This is a genomic window from Azospirillum sp. P4_B5, from assembly GCF_056402275.1.
In genome coordinates this window covers 144,286-163,214 of sequence record NZ_JBFUHT010000005.1, presented here as the reverse complement: position 1 = coordinate 163,214, position 18,929 = coordinate 144,286, and the positions used below count along the sequence as shown (strand labels likewise).

Below are 18,929 nucleotides of genomic sequence, written 5' to 3'. Positions count from 1 at the left end.
TCGGTCCGCCGAGAGCGGGGGAGGGTTGGGTGGGGCCCCGTTGCAACCACTTTCCGACGCCTACTCCCCACCCGCCTTGCGCGCCAGGAAGCCCCGCGCCGGGTTGTAGCCGTAGACCGCCCCACCCAGGAACACCACCAGCGCCAGCACCGTCCAGCCCAGCGCCGGCAGGTTCACGTCCAGATACAGCGCGAAGCGGATCAGCTCGACCGCCTGGCTGAAGGGGTTGACGGTGCACAGGACGTACAGAAGCTCCCCCGCCTCCTGCATCTTCCACAGCGGATAGAGCGCGGTGGACAGGAAGAAGGTCGGGAAGATGACGAAGTTCATCACGCCCGCGAAATTCTCCAGCTGCCGGATGGCCGAGGACAGCAGCATCCCCAGCGCCCCCAGCATCAGCCCGCTGACCACCAGCGCCGGCAGCACCGTGAGGTAGCCGAGCGGCGGCGCCTGCACCCCGTAGACCCAGGCGACGGCGAGGAAGGCATAGACCTGGAGGATCGACACCGCCGTCCCGGCCAGCAGCTTCGCCGTCAGCAGGAACCAGCGGGGCAGGGGGCTGACCAGCAGCATCCGCATGCTGCCCATCTCGCGGTCGTAGACCATCGACAGCGAACTCTGCATTCCGTTGAACAGCTGGACCATCCCGGCAAGGCCGGGGACGATGTAGACCTCGTAGGGAATGTAGGTCTCGTAGGGCGGGGTGATGGCGATGCCCAACGCCGCGCGGAAGCCCGCCGCGAAAACGAACAGCCAGAGCAGCGGACGGACCAGGGCCGACAGGAAGCGCTCCCGCTGGTGGACGAAGCGCAGCACCTCGCGCCCGACGATCCCGCCGAGCGCGCGCGCGTAGTGGGCGGGGGCATTATAGGCAAAAGCCGTCATGCCGCCTCCTTCGCGGTCAGCCGGGTGAAGCTCTCGGTCAGCGAATCCGCCCCAGTCGCGCGGTTCACCTCCGTCACCGGCCCGGCGGCGCGGACCCGACCGCGGTGGATCACCACCACGCGGTCGCCCTCGCCGATCTCGTCGATCAGATGGGTGGCCCAGAGCACGGCGATGCCGCGCTCCCGGCACAGCGCGTGGACATGCTCGACGATGGCGCGCCGCGCCGGGACGTCCAGCCCGACGGTCGGCTCGTCCAGCACCAGCAGGGCCGGCTCGTGCAGCAGGGCGCGGGCCAGCTCCACCCGGCGGCGATGCCCGCCGTTCAGCGCCCGCACCGTCTCGCCGATGCGCTCCGCCATGCCCAGCCGTTCCAGCGACTCCCGCGCCCGCGCCTCGGCGGTGCGGCGGGGGATGCCGTGCAGGGCCGCGAAATAGAGCAGGTTCTGCCGCACCGTCAGGTCGAGGTCGAGCGTGGGCTGCTGGAACACCACCCCCATGCGGCCCAGCGCCCGCGCCGGCTCCCGCCGCAAGTCGATGCCGCCGATGCGGATGGTGCCGCCCGGCGATTCGAACAGGCGGGTGATCAGCGCGAACAGCGTCGTCTTGCCCGCCCCGTTGGGGCCGAGCAGGGCGGTGAAGGACCCCGCCCCGACCGCCAGCGACACGTCCTTCAGCGCGAAGGCCCCGCGCCCGTAGGCGTAGCTCAGCCCTTCGACCGACAGCGCCGGTTCCGCCATGCCCTTACCCTTTCGACAACTTAGCCCTTCACCGCGACGCCCCAGGGGTAGCGGCCGACCTTGATCGACTTGACGACCTTCAGGCTGTCCACGTCGATCACCGACACGTCGCCCGACACGCCGTTGGTGGCGTAGAGCCGCTTCTGGTCGGGCGACAGGTCGAGCTGCCAGACGCGGCGGCCGACCAGCAGATATTCCTTCACCGCGAAGGTCTGGGTGTCCACCACCGCGACGTGGTTGGCCGGGCCGAGCGCCACGAAGGCGTAGCGCCCGTCGTCGGTCAGCTTGATGCCCACCGGCTGGATGCGGTCCTGGGGCACGCCCTTGATCTTGAAGCGGATGGTCTGCGCCACCTTGCGGCTGGCCGTGTCGATCACCGACAGCGTGCCGCCGATCTCTGCGGACACCCACAGGCGGCTGCCGTCCTTGTTGAACTGGGCGTAGCGCGGGCGGGCGTCCACCAGCGTATGGTCCACGACGGAGCGCTTCTCCGTGTCGATCCAATGGACCATGTTCGTCGTCTCCGACGTGTTCACCGCCCATTTGCCGTCGGGGCTGACCGCCATGCCCTCCGGCTCCACACCGACGTCCACCTGATAGGCGACCTTGCGGCTGGGCACGTCCACCACCGTGACGACGTTGCTTTCCTCGTTGGCGATGAAGAGCTGCTTGCCGTCCGGGTGCAGGGCGAACAGTTCCGGGTCTTCGCCCGAGGGCAGGTTGTGCAGGATCTTCTTCGTCGCGAGGTCCATCACCTGCACCGTGTCGTCGTCGCTGGCGCAGATGTAGAGGTGCTTGCCGTCCGCGCTCAGCGTGATGCCGCGGGGGCGCCGCCCGACCTTCACCGTCTCCGTCACCGTCAGGGTCGCGCCGTCGATGATGGACAGGGTGTTGTCCTTCTCGTTCGAGACATAGACGGTCTCCGCCAGGGCGGGGACGGCGCAGCCGGCCAGCAGGGCGGCGAGGAGAAGGGAGCGGGCGGTGGTCATCGGGGCGGTGTCCTTTTGGCGGAAATGATTGAGAAGAATCAGCGTCGGCCCATCAACGTCGGCAGCCGGTTTCGGGCTGGTCGTGGCCCAGCGTGTCGAGTTCGGTCTTCGGGTGCAGGAAGCCGTCCTGCGGCGAGACGGACACCAGCGAGCGGTCGGCGGCGAGAAGCACCGGCTGGCGCAACTGCCCGTCCCAGCTGCGGAAGGACAGCGGCACGCCCTTGAAGGCGGCCAGCGTGAAATCCGGCCCGCGGATGTAGGCGGCCAGCGCCGCCGGATCGGTGGAGCGGGTGCGGGTCGCCGCCTCGCCCACCGCGCGGATGGCGGCCCAGACGGCGTGGTCGCGGGGCGACATGACGCGCTGGGCGGCGGCCTTGAAGCGGGACTGGAGCTGCGCCGCGCCCCAGGCCTCGTGGGCGCGGTGCCAGTTGGTGGGGACGAGGCCCTGCGTGCCGGCGACCGGGCGCGGCTCCCAGGTGCGGTAGAGGACGTAATCGCCGAAGTCGCCGATCTCGTCGGCGACGATCACCACGTCGTGCCGCTTGCCCTGGGTGAAGACCGGCATTTCGGCCTGGGCGGTGCGGCGGGCGTCGTGGTCCTCGCTCCAGGTCTTCTCCTCGACCACCTCGGCGCCGAAGCGCTTGGCCGCCCGCTTGACGGCGGCGGCGTAGAGCCGGTCCTCGGGCCGGGTGCCGACGATCAGCAGCCATTTCGTCCAGCGCTTGACCGCCAGATACTGGGCCAGCGCGTCGGCCAGCATGGCGCGGTCGGGTGCCGTGTGCAGCAGGTTGGGCGCGCACAGCGCGTTGCGCAGGCTGTCGTCGGTCGAGCCGGCGTTGAACAGCAGCAGGTCCGCCGCCTCGGGCAGGCGGGCCAGCGCGCCGGGCGTCTCGCCGGGCAGGTCCAGCACGACGATGCGGTGCCCGGCGGTGGCGAGGTCGCGCAACGCCTGCGCCGGGTCGCCGTCGATGGGGACGGTCACCGCCTCCAGCTCGAACCGCTGCTTGAGGAAGCGGCCCGTGCTGTTGTTGTCCGCCACGGCGAGGGTGGCGCCGGCCAATCCGTCGTCGTCGGGCGGTTCGTCCAGGTTGGACAGGGCGGGGGGATGCTCGACCTCCTGCGTCAGGTAGGCGATGCGGACCGTGGAATTGTCCGCAGGCGCCGCCTCCTGCGAAAAGGCGGCCGGCGAGGCGCACAGCCCGCCGGCCAGCAAGGCGATCTGCATCAAGGAGGGTAACCAAAGGCTGAAACGCATCGCGGGTTTGCACTCGCCTGGTTTCGGGAGACCAGGGTATCCCCGCCGGGCAGCGTCCCGGAATGCAACTTTGGTACGATTGCGCGGTCGGAAAATTGCGGTTCGGTCCGATCGCGGCCGACTCCACGCACAGTTGCTACCAAAGTCCAATTATTGGCGGCACGGACCGCCCGCTATGCTCCGGGGCAACGGACAACGCTCCCTTCGCATCTTCTCTGAATGAGGACGCCCCTTATGAACGCACGGCTTCTCCGGCTTGCGATGGCCGGTTTCCTGACCGGCGCGGCCGCCGTCGCCTCCACGGTTGTCCCCACGGCGGCCTTCGCCCACGGCGACGTGACCCCCCAGGCAGTGGACACCACCGGCCTCGACAAGCTGGGCGAGGACTGGCGCGACGCGAACCCCTACCGCGGCAACCCGCGGGCGATCGAGATCGGCTCCTCCGCCTTCAACCAGAACTGCGCGCGCTGCCACGGGCTGGGCGCGGTGTCGGGTGGCATCGCCCCGGACCTGCGCTTTCTGGACAAGGGCGACATCGGCGACGAGTGGTTCAAGGAGCGGGTGATCAACGGCTCGATCCGCAACGGGGTCACCTACATGCCGCGCTTCGGCGAGGCGCTGGGCCAGGAGGCGCTGTGGGCCATCCGCTCGTGGCTGGAGACGGTGCACGAGGAATGAATGCGTTTGGAATGACGGCGCTTCCGACGCGGCGCCACCTGCTGTCCTTCGCCGCCGCCGCGCTGGCCGCCGGGGTCCTCCCCCGGCGCGCCGGCGCGCGCCCGTTGGACGATGTGGTGGCCGCCGGCCGGCTGATGGTCGCGGTCTACCGCGACAACCCGCCCTTCTCCTACCGCAAGGGCGGCGCCCTGGTCGGTGTGGACGTGGACCTTGCCCGCGCCATCGCCGGGCGGCTGGGCGTCGGCGTCGAGTTCATGGAGCTGACCGCCGGGGAGGCCGTGTCAGACGATCTGCGCAACGCGGTGTGGCGCGGCCCGGTCGTCGGAGGCGGCGTTGCCGACGTGATGATGCATGTGCCCTATCAGAAGGAGTTCGGGCTGCGCAACCCGGAGGCCGTGCTGTTCGGCCCCTATCAGCGGGAGGGCTTCGCGCTGGCCCGCAACCCGATGCGCATGACCCAGCCGATGCTGGCTTCCCTGCCCGACGAGCCGGTGGGGGTGGAGATCGACAGCATCCCCGACTTCTACCTGCTGGGGGCCTTCGGCGGACGCCTGCGCGAGCGGCTGGTCCATTACATGACGATTCCCGAAGCGGTCGAGGCTCTGGTCAAGGGCGACGTTGCCGCCGTCGTCGCGACTCAGAGCCAGGTGGAGGCCGCGCTGGGCGACCGCGCCGCCGGCTTCCCGATCACCCCGGTGACCTTCCCCGGGATGATGGCGTCGAGCTGGGACATCGGCATGGCGGTCAAGGAGAACTCCCGCGATCTCGCCTATGCGGTGGGGGACGCCGTGACCGCGATGCTGGAGGACGGGACGCTGCCGGCGATCTTCCGGACGCACGGGGTGACGCACAACGCGATTCCGGTGGAGTGACGGTGCTTGCCCCCCTCCCAACCTCCCCCCGCTTCGCAGGGGGAGGGGCTTAATTCCCTCCCCTGCGAAGTGGGGGAGGGTCAGGGTGGGGGCAAGCGCCCGCACAAGAACAACAACGCAAGGGAGGGGGGAAACCGCCATGAACCGCCATCTCGCCGCCGCGGCGCTCCTGGCCGCGCTCTCCAACCCGGCTCATGCCGGCTCGCCGGACCCCGCCGACCCGCTGGCCTCCATCATGTGGGACGTGCTGCGGCCGGAGCTGTTCGGAACGGCCCCCGTGCAATTCGACGACCGGGTGACCGTCACCGCCCCCGACAACGCCGAGAACGCCGCCGCCGTCCCGGTGATGGCCGACGCCACGGCGCTGGGCGCGGTGGAAGAGATGGTGCTGTTCGCCGACCTCAACCCCTTCCCGGTCATCCTGCGCTTCCAGCCGCTGGCGGCCAAGCCGGTGATCGCCACGCGCTTCAAGGTCCAGCAGGCGACACCGCTGCGCGCCGCCGCCCGCACGCCGGACGGCGTCTGGCACATCGGCGGCAAGCTGCTCGACGCGGCGGGCGGCGGCTGCACCGCGCCGCCCGCGACCTACGCCGCCGCCGACTGGGCCGACCATGTGGGGGAGGTGCAGGGCCGCGCCTGGGCGCCGACCGGAGAGGACAAGGCGACGCGCGTCCGCTTCCTCGTCCGCCACCCGATGGACACCGGTCTGGTCGCCGGCATCCCCGCCTACTTCATCGAGGCGTTGACCCTGCGCGACGCCGACGGGCGGGCGCTGGCCCGGCTCCAGACCGCGGAGCCGCTGTCCGAGAACCCCGTCTTCACGCTGGAGGTTCAGCCCGGAGCGGGAGCGCGCAGCCTGACGCTTGACGGGCGCGACAACCAGGGCGGCGAGGTGAAGGCGGCCATCCCGCTGCCTTGGGTCCAAGGGGCGCTGCCATGAGAGCGCTCGTCGCCCTTCTCCTTCTGATCGCCTCCGCCGCGCCCGGCTGGGCCGCCGGCCCGCTGACCTACACTCTGAAGCCCGTCGCCATCGCGCCGGACACCTGGGTCTTCGAGGGAACGCGGGAGCATTTCACCCGCACCAACGGCGGCAACATCCTCAACCCCGGCTTCATCGTGACCGACGACGGGGTGATCGTGATCCAGACCGGCCCGTCGCGCCGCTTCGGCGAGGAGATGCGCGCGGCCATCGCCACGGTCACCGACAAGCCGATTCGCAAGGTCTTTATCAGCAACCTGCACCCCGACTACTGGCTGGGCAACCGCGCCTTCGCCGACGTGCCCATCGCCGCCCTCCCCGGCACCATCGAGGGCATCAAGACCGAGGGTTCGGGGATGACCGAGAACATGTACCGCCTCGTCGGCGACTGGATGCGCGGCACCGAGCCGCTGGTCCCGACCGAGACGGTGTACGGTTCCACCGTCGTCTTCGGTTCGCACCGGCTGCGGCTGATCCCGCTGGATGGCCACACCGCCGCCGACCTCGCCATCCTGGACGAGACGACGGGCGTGCTGTTCGCCGGCGGAGTCGTCTTCTCCGACCGGACGCCGACGACTCCCCACGCCGACATCGGCCAATGGCTGGCGGCGCTGGATGCCCTGGACGCGCTGGAGGTGACGGTTCTGGTGCCGAACCACGGGGGCATCCGCTCCGACAAGGCCGCCATCGCCCAGACCCGCGACTGGCTGACGTGGCTCGACCGCACATTGCGCGAGCGGGCGGAGGCCGGGGCCGACATGGCCGAGCTGCTCGACGCGCCGATCCCCGAGCGCTTCGCCGGGATGGGCGTGCTGCGCGAGGAGTACCGGCGCTCCGTCTCCCACCTCTGGCCGCGTATCGAGACGGCCGTGTTGCCGCGGGTGAATTGAAGCCGTTCGTAATGAAACGGTCCGTGTCCTCCAGCAGAACGCTTCGCCCATTCTACTATTTGCCAATGGACCCCAATCGGGGCGCCGGTAGACTGCTTTATTGTCAGAAGGATAGGGGCTTCGCGATGCCGCGTCGTCCCTGCGTCGAACCCCTGATTGTTCCGAAAAGAAGCCGAGGCCGGGCGGACGAAGCAGACGGATTCCGCCAATTCGTCTGCACATGATCATTTGTCTACGCATGATCTCTGCCCGCGCCTCCGGCTGTCCATTCCCCTGGGAGGTATCCGCACCATGAAGCGTCTCTTCCGCACCTGCCTTCTTGCGAGCGCCATGGCCGCCGGCCTTGGCCTGAGCGGCCCCACTTTGGCCGCCGCACCGGTCGCTGGCGGGCCGAGCAACGACGACCTGCTGAACGACGCCAAATCGACGGGCGACGTCCTGACCTACGGCATGGGTCCTCAGGCGCAGCGCTTCAGCCCGCTCGACACGCTGAACCCGGACACCGTCAAGGGGCTGGTGCCGGTGTGGTCCTTCTCCTTCGGTGGCGAGAAGCAGCGCGGGCAGGAGTCGCAGCCGCTCATCCATGACGGCACGATCTACGTCACCGGCTCCTACTCGCGCCTCTACGCGGTGGACGTGAAGACCGGGCAGAAGAAGTGGCAGTACGACCACCGCCTGCCGGAAGGCATCATGCCCTGCTGCGACGTGGTGAACCGCGGCGCCGCGCTCTACAAGGACAAGATCTACTTCGCGACGCTGGACGCCCGTCTGGTCGCGCTGAACAAGGACACCGGCAAGGTCGTCTGGTCGAAGAAGATCGAGGACTACAAGGCCGGCTATTCGGCGACCGCCGCTCCGCTGATCGTCGACGGCAAGGTCATCACCGGCAATTCCGGCGGCGAGTTCGGCATCATCGGCATGGTCGAGGCGCGCGACGCCGAGACGGGCGAGCTGGTCTGGCAGCGTCCGACCATCGAGGGCAACATGGGCACCCTCAATGGCAAGGAATCGACCATGACCGGCGTGATGAACGCCAGCTGGACGGGCGATCTCTACAAGACCGGCGGCGGCGCCACCTGGCTGGGCGGCACCTACGATCCGGAAACCAAGACGCTGTTCTTCGGCACCGGCAACCCGGCGCCCTGGAACTCGCACCTGCGTCCGGGCGACAACCTCTACACCTCCTCGACCCTGGCCATCGACCCGGCCAACGGCGACATCAAGTGGCACTACCAGACCACGCCGCACGATGGCTGGGACTTCGACGGCGTGAACGAGCTGGTGTCCTTCGACCTGAAGAAGGACGGGCAGACCATCAAGGCCGGCGCCAAGGCCGACCGCAACGGCTTCTTCTACGTGCTGGACCGCACCAACGGGAAGCTGCTCAGCGCCTCGCCCTTCGTCACCAAGATCACCTGGGCCAAGGAGATTGACGTGAAGACCGGGCGGCCGGTCTACAACGACGACAACCGTCCGGGCACCCCGGTCGGTGCTGAAAAGGGCACGTCGGTCTTCTCCGCTCCGGCCTTCCTCGGCGCCAAGAACTGGATGCCCATGGCCTACAGCCCTGCGACGGAGCTGTTCTACGTCCCGGCCAACGAGTGGGGCATGGACATCTGGAACGAGCCGATCACCTACAAGAAGGGTGCCGCCTATCTGGGCGCCGGCTTCACCATCAAGCCGCTGTATGACGACTACATCGGCGCGCTGCGCGCCATCGACCCGAAGACCGGCAAGATCGTCTGGGAATACAAGAACCCGGCGCCGCTGTGGGGCGGCGTGCTGACCACCGGCGGCAACCTCGTCTTCACCGGCACGCCGGAAGGCTACCTGAAGGCCTTCGACGCGAAGTCCGGCAAGGAGGTCTGGAAGTTCAACACCGGCTCCGGCGTCGTCGGCTCCCCGGTCACCTGGGAACAGGACGGCGAGCAGTATGTGGCCGTGGTCTCCGGCTGGGGTGGCGCGGTGCCGCTGTGGGGCGGCGACGTTGCCAAGCTGGTCAAGGACATCAACCAGGGCGGTTCCCTCTGGGTCTTCAAGCTGCCGAAGGCCTGAGGGGGAAAGCCCGTGCCGTGACCGGACCAGGAAAGGGCGGCCCGAAAGCTTCGGGCCGTCTTTTCTTGCGAATCGCTTGCAAAGGGATTTGGAGCGGGATTTGAAACGGAATTGCCTACGATCGGCTGTTTTGGCGAATACCCGTTCCCGTCCTTGCGCATTCTTGAATGGTCCGGCATGATCGCACCCGGAAACGCCCCGAAACGATGAGCGTGGGAACCACGCCATGAGCCGAATTCTGATTGCGGACGATCATCCGCTGGTGCGCGACGCCCTGCGCAGCGCCGTCCTCTATTCCTGCCAGGCGCAGGAGATCCACGAGGCCGGTTGCCTGGACGAAACCATCTCCATCCTCGACTCCATGCACAGCGGCAAGGGGGAGCCGGACCTCGTCCTGCTCGACCTCAACATGCCGGGCATGAACGGGCTGACCGGGCTGATCGCCCTGCGCCGCCGCTTCCCGGCCATCCCCGTCGCCGTCGTCTCGGCGCACGAGGACCGCAAGGTGATGCTGGAGGCGGTGCGCTGCGGCGCCGCCGGCTTCATCCCCAAATCGACGCCGCGGGACGCCATCGCCGGCGCGTTGCGCCAGATCCTCGCCGGGGAGGTCTATCTGCCCGCCTCGGTCGAGGAGGGGGCTGCGGCGGAGGATGAGGAAACGGCGGAGATCGCCCGCCGCCTGTCCACCCTGACGGCGCAGCAGCTCCGCGTTCTGGAGATGCTGGGCACCGGCAAGCTCAATAAGGAAATCGCCTATGAGCTGAGCATCACGGAAACCACCGTGAAGGCCCATGTCTCGGCGATCCTGCAAAAGCTGAAGGTCTACAGCCGCACCCAGGCCGTGGTCTTCGCCAACCGGCTGCAACTGGAAAAGGCCCGCTTCGGCATTTGATCCGGGGCATCTGACCGGGCGGGCCTTTTCCGTTCAGCGGTTCCGCATCCGCCGCGCGTCCGCGGCGGCGCGCGCCGCCTCCTGTCCCGGATCGCCACGCCCGAAGCCGAGCGGCACCGGGCCGTCGAGCCAGCCGAAGCCGTCCAGGGCGTGGCCGTCGAACTCCGTCCAGTCCGACCAATCCTTGTCCTTGCTGCGCCGCTTCGCCTCCGCCTTGCGCACGGCGCGCCGGGCCTCCAGGCCGGGGTCGCGCCGCCCGAGTTGTTCGTCGCGCGTCGTCCGTTCGATGATGACGATGGAGGACCCGGTGACCGAATCGCCAATGATCGCCAGATCGCGCGACCGGTCGGCGTGGTTGGGGCCATGGGAGCCGGATTGCAAAATCACGATCTCCCCGGCGCGCGCCGCGCCGGACGGGAGCGCCAGGCCGGCGCCCAGCAGGAACAGGGGCAGGAACAGGGTGCGCATCGTCGTCTCCGCCGGTTTCGTCGCAGCGGGACAGACTGCGCCCGGCGGACGGCGGCGGGTGTGAGCCGCTTCACAGTTTCGACGAAAGAGTCAGGCGAGCAGTCGGAAGGCCGGGTCGGGTCGGGCCAATAGCTCCGCCCGCACGCGCTCGACCAGCGCGTCGTCGCGCAGCGCGCGCGGCGTGCCGAGCGGCACCTCCGCCGCCACCCGCGTCGGGCCGGGGGCCATCACCAGGATGCGGTCGGCCAGTTGGATCGCTTCGCGCAGATTGTGGGTGACGAACAGCACTGTGGCCGAGGACCGTTCCAGCATGGAGGCGAGGAGTCTGCGCATCCGCTGCGCTGTCGGTTCGTCCAGCGAGACGAAGGGCTCGTCCATCAGCAGCAGGCCCGGCTCCACCGCGAAGGCGCGGGCGAGCGCCACCCGCCGCGCCATACCGCCGGACAGACGGCCCGGATATTCGTCGGCCACCGCCTCCAGCCCCATGGCGGCCAGCCAGCGCTCCACCGTGCCGTCGCTCCGCCGCATCTTGGGCAGCACCAGCGCCACATTCTGGCGCACCGTGCGCCAGGGCAGCAGGCGGGGCGTCTGGAAGACGCAGCCAAGCACCGGCTCCGGCCCACCGAAGTCGAGCGTTCCGTCGAAGTCGCGGTCCAGCCCGGCGGCGATGGTCAGCGCGGTCGTCTTGCCGCAGCCGGACGGGCCGACCAGCGCCAGGAACTCCCCGGGCGCGGCCGTCAGCGACAGGCCGCGGATGACCTCCCGCCCGGCGAAGCGCTTGGAGCGGATCTCAAGCCTCAGCGCGCACCGGCCGCCAGCGGGTGAGCCGCTGCTCGACGGGTTGCAGGACGCAGAGTTCAAGGAGTTGGACGACGGCCACGAAGGCGACGGTGTACGCAAGAATGCCGGCCACATCGAACATCTGGAAAAAGAGGTGGATCTGGAATCCCACCCCGTCGCTGCGGCCCAGAAGCTCGACCACCAGCACGATCTTCCAGATCAGCGCAAGGCCGGACCGCGCCGCCGCGGCGAAGTAGGGGGTGAGTTGGGGCAGCAGCACATGGCGCAGCACGTCGGACCGCGCCATGCGGAAGGTCCGCGCCATCTCTACATACTGCTCGTCGATGGCGCGCGTCCCCTCGCGCAGGACGACCACGACGTTGGGGATCTTGTTGACGGCGACCGCGCCGATGGCCGCCGCCTCGGTCAGGCCGAACCAGACATAGGCGAGCACGATCACGACCAGCGCCGGGATGTTCAGGAACACGGTCAGCCACAGCCCGAACAGCCGGTCCGCCGTGGCCGAGCGGCCGAGCAGGATGCCCAGCGCCGAGCCGATGGACATGGCGATGGCGAAGGCCGCGGCCATGCGCGCCAGCGTGATCCCCAGGTGATGGAACAGCGCGCCGTCCGCCGCCTCGCGGACCAGCACGGAGAGCACGGCGGCGGGGCCGGGCAGGCTACGGCTGGCCGCCAGTTCCGCGGCGGCGGCCCACAGCCCGACCAGCAGAGCCAGCGACAGGACCGGGGCCAGCCGCCGCCACCGCATCAGAAGCGGACCTCCGGCCAGAAGGTGCCGTCCGGCAGGGCCATGGCGTTACCGACCAGCTCCCGTCCGCCGAGCTTGGCCATCAGCCCGTAGAGCCTGGCCGCGGCCTCCCGCTCCTCCTCCGTCCAGCGCTGCGGGATGCCGGCGCGGAATTGGTCGCGCAACGCTGCCCAGGTGGCCTCGTCCTCCGCCTTCATCAACGGGCGCAGCCGGTCCCACTCCGCGTCGGATCGCGCCATGATCGCCTTGGCCTTGCGCGAGGCGGCGACGAAGGCGTCGAGCGCCGCCGGGTTGGCCCTGGCCCAGCCCTCGTGGAAGACGAAGCCGACCGCCGGCACCTGGGCCGACAGGCCGAGGTCCCGCATCATTCCGTCCACCCCGATGACCGTCCGCATCCCCGCCGCCTGGAGGCGGGCGGCGTAGGGCCAGAAATTCAGCACCGCGTCCAGCTCCCCCGTCGTGGCCTTTTGGTTCAGCAGGGGCGGGGCGGCGAAGACCGGTGTCGCCGCGGCGTCGAGGTCGAGCGCGTAGCGGTCGCGGGCCAGCGCCTTCAGCAGCAGCCAGCTCTTGTCGATGGGCGTTCCGGCGACGCCGATGCGCTTGCCCTTCAGGTCGGCGACGGAGGCGATGGGGGAGGCCGCCGGCACCATCAGCGCGCCGACCGCCGCGGAATGCGGGATGAAGGTCAGGTCGGCCCCCGCCGCGCGCTGGCGGGCCACCCACAGCCAGTCGCTGGCGATCATGTCCACCGCGCCACCCTGAAGGGCGATCTGCGCCGCCTGACCGCTCGCCAGTTCCATCAGCTTCAGTTCGAAACCGGCGGCCTCGTCCAGCCGGTGGTGGCGGATGACGTCCAGCTCCCAGCTGACCGTGCCGAATTTCAGCACCCCGATGGTCACCGCGGGCCGGTCCGCCGCACGGGCCACGGAGGCGACGCAGACCAGCGCCAGGAGCAGGCACAGCCGGGCGAGGGACATCAGGCGCATGGCACCGCCCCTGCGTCAAAAATTGCATTTGTGTGGAAGGTGGGCCGCGTCATGGTTGCGCGGTGGACCGGGCGGCGGATTGGCCACCGCCCGTGTCCCATCACAAGGAGGCGTCGAGGATGGAGAAAATCCTCACTCTCCTGATCCTGCTGCTTCGGGTGATCAGGGACATCCTTGATCTCCTGAACCGCTAAGGATCGGGCTGGGAGGCAAGGGTCTAGCCACCCTTGTCTCCCTAGCCTGATGATGATGCGTCCTGCGGTCGTTTGCAAGGCAGGCCTCTGCGGTGCGGTGGCGCAGCGGAACGCGGGAATCCCACGACGGCGAACGCTGAGCTTAGGCCCCGCCCGCCGGTCCCCGGTATTCGACTATCGGGCAACTTGACCCTGTCGGGCACGGGGGGATTTCGTGGGTGCCGCAGAACAATGGGGGAGGGAACGTGGTGCGCGCAGGATGGCTGGGCGCCGCCGGGTTGGCGCTGTTGCTGGCCGGGCCGGCGGAAGACGCCGCGGCGGATGTTGTCCCGGTGCCGGACGGCTACCGGATGACCGAATACCGGTCGCCGACTCCGGCCTCGCTGCCCGGGGCCGACACGGTGGACACGGCGCAGGCCCGCGCGCTGGTGGAGTCGGGTGCCGCTCTTCCCATCAACGTGATGAAGCTGGACCGCAGCACGCTGCCCGGCGGCCCCTGGCTGGTGCCGAAGCCCTTTCCGCAGATCCCCGGCAGCGTCTGGCTTCCCAACGTCGGGCTTGGGGCGCTGACGCCGGAGCTGGAGGGCTATTTCCGGGCCAACCTGGAGCGGCTGACCGGCGGCGACCGCGGGCGCGGCCTGCTGTTCTACTGTCTGGCGGATTGCTGGATGTCGTGGAACGCGGGCAAGCGCGCCCTGGAGATGGGCTACCGCCGCGTCCTCTGGTACCGCGACGGGGCGGACGGCTGGGCCGAGGCGGGCCTGCCGACCGAGGACGGGAAGCCGGTTGCGGTCGCCGCACCGTAACCGGCTAGCCGATGCTTACTGCTTCAGCGACTTCAGGAAGGCGATCAGATAGTCCTGTTCCGCCGGATCGGTGATGGCGACGTGCCGCATGCGGGTGCCGGGCACGAAGCTGTCGTTGCCGGCGATCCAATGGCGCAGGTTGTCCTCGGTCCAGGTGATGTTGGACGCCTTCAGCGCGTTGGAATAGTCGAAGCGCGGGATCGAGCCGGCCTTGCGCCCGACGACGTTGTACAGGCTCGGGCCGAAGGCGTTCTTGCTGGAATCCAGCGAATGGCAGGCCGCGCACTGGTGGAAGATCTGCTTGCCGGCGGCCTCTTCCGCCGTCTTGGGCTGCGGCCCGCTTTCGGCGTTGGCCGTGCCGGCAGCAAGCAGAAGGGCGGCGGCGATGACGAATTTGGAAACGGTCATGTGAGATGGCTCCCCAGCCAAAACTCCGCGGCGCCGGTCGCGGCGGCGGTCGATGCCGCGCATTTTAAGGGGCTGGGTCGGGCCGCCGAATTGGACTTTGGAACAAGCCCGCATACGCAATGAGGTTTTGGGGCCGGTCCTGTTGCCTCACGCCCCGTACAGTTCGTCCGTGACCTTTTCCATCCAGTCGACGGCCTTGCCGTCCAGCTGCTCCTGGATGGCGATGTGGGTCATGAACATGGTCGGCGACGCGCCGTGCCAGTGCTTCTCGCCGGGCGGGAACCAGACGACGTCGCCGGGTCGGATCTCCTCGATGGGGCCGCCCTCGCGCTGGACCCGGCCGAAGCCGGCGGTGACGATCAGGGTCTGCCCAAGGGGATGGGTGTGCCACGCCGTGCGGGCGCCGGGTTCGAAGGTGACGCTGGCCGCCGCGGTGCGGGCCGGGGCTTCGGTCTGCACGATGGGGTCGATGCGGACCGTGCCGGTGAACCAGTCGGCCGGTCCGGTGACGGATGGCTGCGCGCCAACCCGAATGATCTCCATGGTCGAATCCTCCGCTGTGGTCCCCAGCCGGGGCTGCGTGACGGAAACAAGCGGGGAGGGCGGATGTGGCCTTGCGGCGGTCCGTGGAACAGGCACAGAAGGGGAGGTGGTGCGGGCGGTCGGACTCGAACCGACATATCCGTGAGGACGGCGGATTTTGAGTCCGCTGCGTCTACCAATTCCGCCACGCCCGCACGGTGCCTGCCGGACCCGGCGCTCGCGGCGACCGGTGCCCGCTATATAGAGGGGAAATCGCCCTGGGACAAAGTGTTTTGTGCGGACGCGTCGGCGTGTCTGGCCTAAGCCTGTGGGGCGCGCTAATCTCACCCGCATGACGAACCGCCTCCCCATCGACGATCCGCGCTACACCGCCGGGCTTCTGGCCATCGCCAGCGCCGGCGTGCTGGCCGCCGCGCTGTTTTTCCAGTTCGTGCTGGGCTACCAGCCCTGCGTCCTGTGCCTGTGGCAGCGCGTGCCCTACGGCGCGGTGATGGCCTTCGGCATCGTCACCCTGCTGTTCCGCCAGTGGCGCGGGCTGGGCGACGCGTTGCTGGTGGCGAGCGGGCTGGCCCTTCTGGCCGGCGCCGGGATCGCCGCCTACCATGTGGGGGTGGAGCAGCATTGGTGGGCCGGCACCTCGGCCTGCGGCGCCAGCGGACGCGCGCCCCAGACGCTGGAGGAACTGCGCGCCCAGGTGCTCGCCGCCCCGGTCACCCGCTGCGACGAAGTGGCGTGGTCGCTGTTCGGGATTTCGATGGCGGGCTACAACGTCGTGATTTCGCTGGCATTGTCCGCCTTCGCCTTCGCGGCGGCCCGCGCCGCCTACATCCGGACCTCGGTTTCCAGGACCTTCGCATGACCCCGCTCGACAACACCGCCGCTACCCCCGCTTCCGCTCCGTCCACCGGCGAGTCGTCGGCCCCCCGGCCCCGCCCGCGCGGGCGCCTGCCCGGCGACCCGACCCCGGAACAGCGGCTGGCGCGGATCGTGCGCGTGGACCATGCCGGGGAATATGGCGCCAAGCGCATCTACGAAGGCCAGCTTTCGGTCATGGGCCGGGGCCGGCACGCCAAGACCCTGCGCCACATGGCCGACCAGGAGCTGGAGCATCTCCAGTATTTCGAGAAGCAACTCGTCGCCCGTCAGGTGCGGCCGACCGTGCTGCAGCCGCTGTGGCACGTCGCCGGCTTCCTGCTGGGCGCCGGGACGGCGGTGATGGGCGAGCGGGCGGCCATGGCCTGCACCGTCGCCGTCGAGCAGGTCATCGACGGCCATTACGAGGCGCAGTTGAAGCACCTCGGCCCGGAAGAGGAGGAGCTGAAGACCTCCATCCTCAAATTCCAGGCGGAGGAGGTGGAGCATCGCGACATCGGTCTGCTCAACGGTGCGGAGCAGGCCCCGGCCTATCCGGTGCTGTCCGCCGCCATCAAGGCCGGCACCAAGGCGGTCATCTGGGTGGCCGAGCGGGTGTGACCGGCGCCCACTCCGGCGGAAACCGGAGCGGACTCAGGCGGCCTTGCCGTCCGCCCCAGTCTGCGCCGGAGGAGGGGCCGGGATGGGCACTGGGGCGGGCGGCGTGCCGTAAATCTCGTCCTCGCTCCGCCCGCAGCCTTCGCAATAGCCGTCCTCGCCGATGATGCAGATGCCCACGCAGGGATTCTCGTCGTCCATACCCAAATCTTCCCCGGTCCATTCTTCCCGATCGCGGCGTTTCTACATCGGATCGAGTTCGGTGTCCCAATAAAGAAAATCCCGCCAACTTTCGTGAAGGAAGTTTGGCGGGAATGCACGTCCGTTCTCTTGAAGCTGGTAGGCACTCGGCTGGAACGGGGGACTGAGGGGGATCATGCCGCAACTGTGCGGCAGCCAGTTTCCCTTTGCCAGATTGCAGGCCGAGCAGGAGGTGACGACGTTGTCCCAGGTGGTGCGCCCGCCGCGCGACCGTGGGATGACGTGGTCGAAGGTCAGTTCCTGCGTGGGAAAGTGGTGGCCGCAATACTGGCAGGTGAAGCGGTCGCGCAGGAAGACGTTGAAACGGGTGAAGGCCGGCCGCCGCGTCGCCGGGATGAACTCCTTCAACGAAATGACGCTCGGCAGTTTGATCTCGAACGTGGGGGATCGGACGACGCGGTCATATTCGGAGATGATGTTCACCCGGTCCAGAAAGACGGCCTTGACCGCCTCCTGCCAGGACCAGAGCGACAGGGGGAAGTAGCTGAGCGGCCGGAAGTCGGCGTTCAGCACCAGGGCCGGACAGTGATCGGGTGGTGGAGCCAATGGCCACTCCCTTATCTGAGGCGTGTCTGGAACCTTGTCTGGTGTTCCGCTCCCCCATGCGGGATGACACGCCGCCGGGTGACCGGAACACCAGATACATAGTTGATTTGTGGTTCGAACTCAATATGTCGCGCCGCACTGCGTCATTTCTTCACGATCCTGTAACCCTTTCGATAGGCAGGGCTCCGACGTTTCCGGGCGACCGGCAGGATGCCTGTGACATTTGGTTGTGAAGCCTTGATCGTGCATTTTCCGACATCGTGGTTACTGAGCGTTAACCATGCTCTGAGATGGTGGCAGCGCCCTAGGGGGACGCTTTCAAAGGGAACATCCATGAGCGCCACGATCATCGACCTTGCCGAGAAACGCGCCGAGCGCGAGGAGCGCGACCGCCAGCGCCGCATCGACGCCTTCGACCGCGAACTGCGCCGCCGCCTCGCCATGTATCTGGAGGGCGAGGACATCCCGGTCGAGCCGATCAAGGACAATCCCTACATCTGACTGCCCCTACATCTGACCGCCCTTTGCACCCCCACCCGTTGCGCCCGTAGTCCTGCATGCAGGCCGGGCGCGGTTGGGGTATAAGGCGGGGATGACCGACGTCGTCACCCGCTTCGCGCCGAGCCCGACCGGCCATCTCCACCTCGGGCATGCCCATTCCGCTCTGTTCGGCTGGACCGCCGCCCGCAAGGCCGGAGGGCGCTTCCTTCTGCGCATCGAGGACATCGACCCGCAGCGCTGCCGTCCCGAGTTCGACCGCGACCTGCGCGAGGATCTGGCCTGGCTGGGCCTGACCTGGGAAGAACCGGTGCGCCGCCAGTCGGAGCATCTGGACGATTACCGCGCCGCGCTGGCGCGGCTCGCCGATCTGGGCGCCGTCTATCCCTGCTTCTGCACCCGCAAGGACATCGCCGCCGAGATCGCCCGCGCCGGCCACGCGCCGCACGGGCCGGACGGTCCGCTCTATCCCGGCACCTGCCGCGGCCTGTCGGACCTGGAACGGCAGGACCGCATCGCCGCGGGCGCGGCCTATGCCCTGCGGCTGGATGTGGAAAAGGCCATGGCCATGACCGGGCCGCTGCGCTGGCACGACCGGCGGCGCGGCTGGCAGGACGCCACGCCGGGCATCCTGGGCGACGTCGTCCTGGCCCGCAAGGACGCCCCGACGAGCTATCATCTGGCGGTCACCGTGGACGACCATCTTCAGGGTGTGACCCTGGTGACCCGTGGCGACGACCTGTTTTTCGCGACGCACGTGCATCGCCTGCTTCAGGGGCTCCTTCGAGTCGGCGCTCCTGATTATCATCATCACTCTTTGATGGTGAATGAACGGGGTGAGCGCCTTGCCAAGCGCGACAACGCCAAGACCTTGCGATCTCTTCGGGAAACGGGGCGAACGGCGGCGGCGGTGCGCGCCCTGTCCGGCTTTCCGGAAGAGTTATGATCTACCACCAAATGTGTATTAC

General features: G+C 68.8%; 23 protein-coding genes and 1 tRNA gene. 11 read left to right on the top strand and 13 right to left on the bottom strand.

The features are described 5' to 3' along the window. Positions 1-60: 60 nt before the first annotated feature. The 4 genes from AC1DVI_RS05645 to AC1DVI_RS05630 are packed head-to-tail and all read right to left on the bottom strand — an operon-like array spanning position 61 to position 3,836. The gene (locus tag AC1DVI_RS05645; protein ID WP_476957090.1) at positions 61-885 is read right to left on the bottom strand and encodes an ABC transporter permease; all 825 of its coding nucleotides are present in this window, start codon (positions 883-885) and stop codon (positions 61-63) included. Next, positions 882-1,622, bottom strand: a complete 741-nt coding sequence (locus tag AC1DVI_RS05640; protein WP_476957089.1) for an ABC transporter ATP-binding protein — start codon at positions 1,620-1,622, stop codon at positions 882-884. The genes AC1DVI_RS05645 and AC1DVI_RS05640 overlap by 4 nt, the downstream gene beginning before the upstream one ends. Positions 1,623-1,642: 20 nt before the next feature. Further along, positions 1,643-2,611 (bottom strand): YVTN family beta-propeller repeat protein, encoded by a 969-nt coding sequence (locus tag AC1DVI_RS05635; RefSeq protein WP_476957088.1) that lies wholly within the window; start codon positions 2,609-2,611, stop codon positions 1,643-1,645. Between the two features lie 52 nt (positions 2,612-2,663). Beyond that, positions 2,664-3,836 (bottom strand): ABC transporter substrate-binding protein, encoded by a 1,173-nt coding sequence (locus AC1DVI_RS05630; RefSeq protein WP_476957087.1) that lies wholly within the window; start codon positions 3,834-3,836, stop codon positions 2,664-2,666. Between the two features lie 264 nt (positions 3,837-4,100). Between AC1DVI_RS05630 and pedF the strand changes: the two genes are divergently transcribed. The 6 genes from pedF to AC1DVI_RS05600 all read left to right on the top strand — a co-directional run bounded on the left by pedF (position 4,101) and on the right by AC1DVI_RS05600 (position 10,232). Continuing rightward, positions 4,101-4,544 carry a cytochrome c-550 PedF gene (pedF, locus tag AC1DVI_RS05625; RefSeq protein ID WP_145622731.1) on the top strand — a complete coding sequence of 148 codons (444 nt, stop codon included), beginning with the start codon at positions 4,101-4,103 and terminating at the stop codon, positions 4,542-4,544. 11 nt (positions 4,545-4,555) lie between these two features. Then, positions 4,556-5,416, top strand: a complete 861-nt coding sequence (locus tag AC1DVI_RS05620) for a substrate-binding periplasmic protein (RefSeq protein WP_476957086.1) — start codon at positions 4,556-4,558, stop codon at positions 5,414-5,416. Between the two features lie 139 nt (positions 5,417-5,555). After that, the gene (locus AC1DVI_RS05615) at positions 5,556-6,356 is read left to right on the top strand and encodes a quinoprotein dehydrogenase-associated SoxYZ-like carrier (protein WP_476957085.1); all 801 of its coding nucleotides are present in this window, start codon (positions 5,556-5,558) and stop codon (positions 6,354-6,356) included. Beyond that, positions 6,353-7,285, top strand: a complete 933-nt coding sequence (locus tag AC1DVI_RS05610; protein ID WP_476957084.1) for a quinoprotein relay system zinc metallohydrolase 1 — start codon at positions 6,353-6,355, stop codon at positions 7,283-7,285. The genes AC1DVI_RS05615 and AC1DVI_RS05610 overlap by 4 nt, the downstream gene beginning before the upstream one ends. A gap of 291 nt (positions 7,286-7,576) precedes the next feature. Further along, complete coding sequence (locus AC1DVI_RS05605) at positions 7,577-9,340, top strand: methanol/ethanol family PQQ-dependent dehydrogenase (protein ID WP_476957083.1); 1,764 nt, start codon at positions 7,577-7,579, stop codon at positions 9,338-9,340. 226 nt (positions 9,341-9,566) lie between these two features. Continuing rightward, on the top strand, positions 9,567-10,232 hold the full coding sequence (locus AC1DVI_RS05600; RefSeq protein ID WP_145622721.1) for a response regulator: 666 nt from the start codon (positions 9,567-9,569) through the stop codon (positions 10,230-10,232). A gap of 33 nt (positions 10,233-10,265) precedes the next feature. Here AC1DVI_RS05600 and AC1DVI_RS05595 read toward each other — a convergent pair whose 3' ends face one another. The 4 genes from AC1DVI_RS05595 to AC1DVI_RS05580 form a co-directional block, all read right to left on the bottom strand. Beyond that, positions 10,266-10,700 carry a hypothetical protein gene (locus AC1DVI_RS05595; protein WP_476957082.1) on the bottom strand — a complete coding sequence of 145 codons (435 nt, stop codon included), beginning with the start codon at positions 10,698-10,700 and terminating at the stop codon, positions 10,266-10,268. A gap of 90 nt (positions 10,701-10,790) precedes the next feature. Further along, positions 10,791-11,561: an ABC transporter ATP-binding protein gene (locus AC1DVI_RS05590; RefSeq protein WP_476957081.1), complete on the bottom strand. Its 771-nt coding sequence runs from the start codon at positions 11,559-11,561 to the stop codon at positions 10,791-10,793. Next, the gene (locus tag AC1DVI_RS05585; protein ID WP_476957080.1) at positions 11,491-12,249 is read right to left on the bottom strand and encodes an ABC transporter permease; all 759 of its coding nucleotides are present in this window, start codon (positions 12,247-12,249) and stop codon (positions 11,491-11,493) included. Before AC1DVI_RS05585 ends, AC1DVI_RS05590 begins: the two co-directional genes overlap by 71 nt. Beyond that, the gene (locus AC1DVI_RS05580) at positions 12,249-13,235 is read right to left on the bottom strand and encodes an ABC transporter substrate-binding protein (RefSeq protein ID WP_476957079.1); all 987 of its coding nucleotides are present in this window, start codon (positions 13,233-13,235) and stop codon (positions 12,249-12,251) included. The genes AC1DVI_RS05585 and AC1DVI_RS05580 overlap by 1 nt, the downstream gene beginning before the upstream one ends. Positions 13,236-13,674: 439 nt before the next feature. On the opposite strand from AC1DVI_RS05580, the gene AC1DVI_RS05575 reads away from it, so the two are divergent. After that, positions 13,675-14,235 carry a PQQ-dependent catabolism-associated CXXCW motif protein gene (locus AC1DVI_RS05575; RefSeq protein ID WP_476957078.1) on the top strand — a complete coding sequence of 187 codons (561 nt, stop codon included), beginning with the start codon at positions 13,675-13,677 and terminating at the stop codon, positions 14,233-14,235. A gap of 15 nt (positions 14,236-14,250) precedes the next feature. On the opposite strand, the gene AC1DVI_RS05570 is transcribed toward AC1DVI_RS05575, so the two are convergent. From AC1DVI_RS05570 to AC1DVI_RS05560, 3 genes are all read right to left on the bottom strand, one after another. Continuing rightward, positions 14,251-14,643 carry a c-type cytochrome gene (locus AC1DVI_RS05570; RefSeq protein WP_476957077.1) on the bottom strand — a complete coding sequence of 131 codons (393 nt, stop codon included), beginning with the start codon at positions 14,641-14,643 and terminating at the stop codon, positions 14,251-14,253. 147 nt (positions 14,644-14,790) lie between these two features. After that, entirely contained in the window at positions 14,791-15,186 is a 396-nt protein-coding gene (locus AC1DVI_RS05565; protein WP_476957076.1) for a (R)-mandelonitrile lyase, read from the bottom strand. Between the two features lie 107 nt (positions 15,187-15,293). Then, positions 15,294-15,380 (bottom strand) — tRNA-Leu (locus tag AC1DVI_RS05560). A gap of 137 nt (positions 15,381-15,517) precedes the next feature. Between AC1DVI_RS05560 and AC1DVI_RS05555 the strand changes: the two genes are divergently transcribed. Together AC1DVI_RS05555 and AC1DVI_RS05550 are read left to right on the top strand one after the other, a co-directional pair. Beyond that, entirely contained in the window at positions 15,518-16,045 is a 528-nt protein-coding gene (locus tag AC1DVI_RS05555; protein WP_114857606.1) for a disulfide bond formation protein B, read from the top strand. Continuing rightward, entirely contained in the window at positions 16,042-16,659 is a 618-nt protein-coding gene (locus AC1DVI_RS05550) for a demethoxyubiquinone hydroxylase family protein (RefSeq protein ID WP_476957075.1), read from the top strand. Before AC1DVI_RS05555 ends, AC1DVI_RS05550 begins: the two co-directional genes overlap by 4 nt. A 33-nt stretch (positions 16,660-16,692) precedes the next feature. On the opposite strand, the gene AC1DVI_RS05545 is transcribed toward AC1DVI_RS05550, so the two are convergent. Together AC1DVI_RS05545 and AC1DVI_RS05540 are read right to left on the bottom strand one after the other, a co-directional pair. Further along, positions 16,693-16,857: a DUF1289 domain-containing protein gene (locus tag AC1DVI_RS05545; RefSeq protein WP_476957074.1), complete on the bottom strand. Its 165-nt coding sequence runs from the start codon at positions 16,855-16,857 to the stop codon at positions 16,693-16,695. Between the two features lie 42 nt (positions 16,858-16,899). Further along, a complete protein-coding gene (locus tag AC1DVI_RS05540; RefSeq protein WP_149163002.1) occupies positions 16,900-17,463 on the bottom strand; it encodes an HNH endonuclease in 564 nt (187 codons plus the stop codon). Positions 17,464-17,796: 333 nt separating this feature from the next. Here AC1DVI_RS05540 and AC1DVI_RS05535 point away from each other — a divergent pair, with 333 nt between their 5' ends. After that, positions 17,797-17,964, top strand: a complete 168-nt coding sequence (locus AC1DVI_RS05535; RefSeq protein WP_014241314.1) for a hypothetical protein — start codon at positions 17,797-17,799, stop codon at positions 17,962-17,964. Positions 17,965-18,055: 91 nt separating this feature from the next. Beyond that, positions 18,056-18,907 carry a tRNA glutamyl-Q(34) synthetase GluQRS gene (gene gluQRS, locus AC1DVI_RS05530; RefSeq protein WP_476957073.1) on the top strand — a complete coding sequence of 284 codons (852 nt, stop codon included), beginning with the start codon at positions 18,056-18,058 and terminating at the stop codon, positions 18,905-18,907. Positions 18,908-18,929: the final 22 nt, after the last annotated feature.

Excerpts from the sequence above, each read along its gene's own strand:
- AC1DVI_RS05630 (WP_476957087.1), bottom strand. The coding sequence starts at position 3,836 with ATGCAGATCGCCTTGCTGGCCGGCGGGCTGTGCGCCTCGCCGGCCGCC.
- AC1DVI_RS05565 (WP_476957076.1), bottom strand. The coding sequence starts at position 15,186 with ATGGAGATCATTCGGGTTGGCGCGCAGCCATCCGTCACCGGACCGGCC.
- AC1DVI_RS05585 (WP_476957080.1), bottom strand. The coding sequence starts at position 12,249 with ATGCGGTGGCGGCGGCTGGCCCCGGTCCTGTCGCTGGCTCTGCTGGTC.
- AC1DVI_RS05535 (WP_014241314.1), top strand. The coding sequence starts at position 17,797 with ATGAGCGCCACGATCATCGACCTTGCCGAGAAACGCGCCGAGCGCGAG.
- AC1DVI_RS05635 (WP_476957088.1), bottom strand. The coding sequence starts at position 2,611 with ATGACCACCGCCCGCTCCCTTCTCCTCGCCGCCCTGCTGGCCGGCTGC.
- AC1DVI_RS05580 (WP_476957079.1), bottom strand. The coding sequence starts at position 13,235 with ATGCGCCTGATGTCCCTCGCCCGGCTGTGCCTGCTCCTGGCGCTGGTC.
- AC1DVI_RS05570 (WP_476957077.1), bottom strand. The coding sequence starts at position 14,643 with ATGACCGTTTCCAAATTCGTCATCGCCGCCGCCCTTCTGCTTGCTGCC.
- AC1DVI_RS05645 (WP_476957090.1), bottom strand. The coding sequence starts at position 885 with ATGACGGCTTTTGCCTATAATGCCCCCGCCCACTACGCGCGCGCGCTC.
- AC1DVI_RS05555 (WP_114857606.1), top strand. The coding sequence starts at position 15,518 with ATGACGAACCGCCTCCCCATCGACGATCCGCGCTACACCGCCGGGCTT.
- pedF (WP_145622731.1), top strand. The coding sequence starts at position 4,101 with ATGAACGCACGGCTTCTCCGGCTTGCGATGGCCGGTTTCCTGACCGGC.
- AC1DVI_RS05620 (WP_476957086.1), top strand. The coding sequence starts at position 4,556 with ATGACGGCGCTTCCGACGCGGCGCCACCTGCTGTCCTTCGCCGCCGCC.
- AC1DVI_RS05640 (WP_476957089.1), bottom strand. The coding sequence starts at position 1,622 with ATGGCGGAACCGGCGCTGTCGGTCGAAGGGCTGAGCTACGCCTACGGG.
- AC1DVI_RS05550 (WP_476957075.1), top strand. The coding sequence starts at position 16,042 with ATGACCCCGCTCGACAACACCGCCGCTACCCCCGCTTCCGCTCCGTCC.
- gluQRS (WP_476957073.1), top strand. The coding sequence starts at position 18,056 with ATGACCGACGTCGTCACCCGCTTCGCGCCGAGCCCGACCGGCCATCTC.
- AC1DVI_RS05615 (WP_476957085.1), top strand. The coding sequence starts at position 5,556 with ATGAACCGCCATCTCGCCGCCGCGGCGCTCCTGGCCGCGCTCTCCAAC.
- AC1DVI_RS05610 (WP_476957084.1), top strand. The coding sequence starts at position 6,353 with ATGAGAGCGCTCGTCGCCCTTCTCCTTCTGATCGCCTCCGCCGCGCCC.
- AC1DVI_RS05545 (WP_476957074.1), bottom strand. The coding sequence starts at position 16,857 with ATGGACGACGAGAATCCCTGCGTGGGCATCTGCATCATCGGCGAGGAC.
- AC1DVI_RS05605 (WP_476957083.1), top strand. The coding sequence starts at position 7,577 with ATGAAGCGTCTCTTCCGCACCTGCCTTCTTGCGAGCGCCATGGCCGCC.
- AC1DVI_RS05595 (WP_476957082.1), bottom strand. The coding sequence starts at position 10,700 with ATGCGCACCCTGTTCCTGCCCCTGTTCCTGCTGGGCGCCGGCCTGGCG.
- AC1DVI_RS05600 (WP_145622721.1), top strand. The coding sequence starts at position 9,567 with ATGAGCCGAATTCTGATTGCGGACGATCATCCGCTGGTGCGCGACGCC.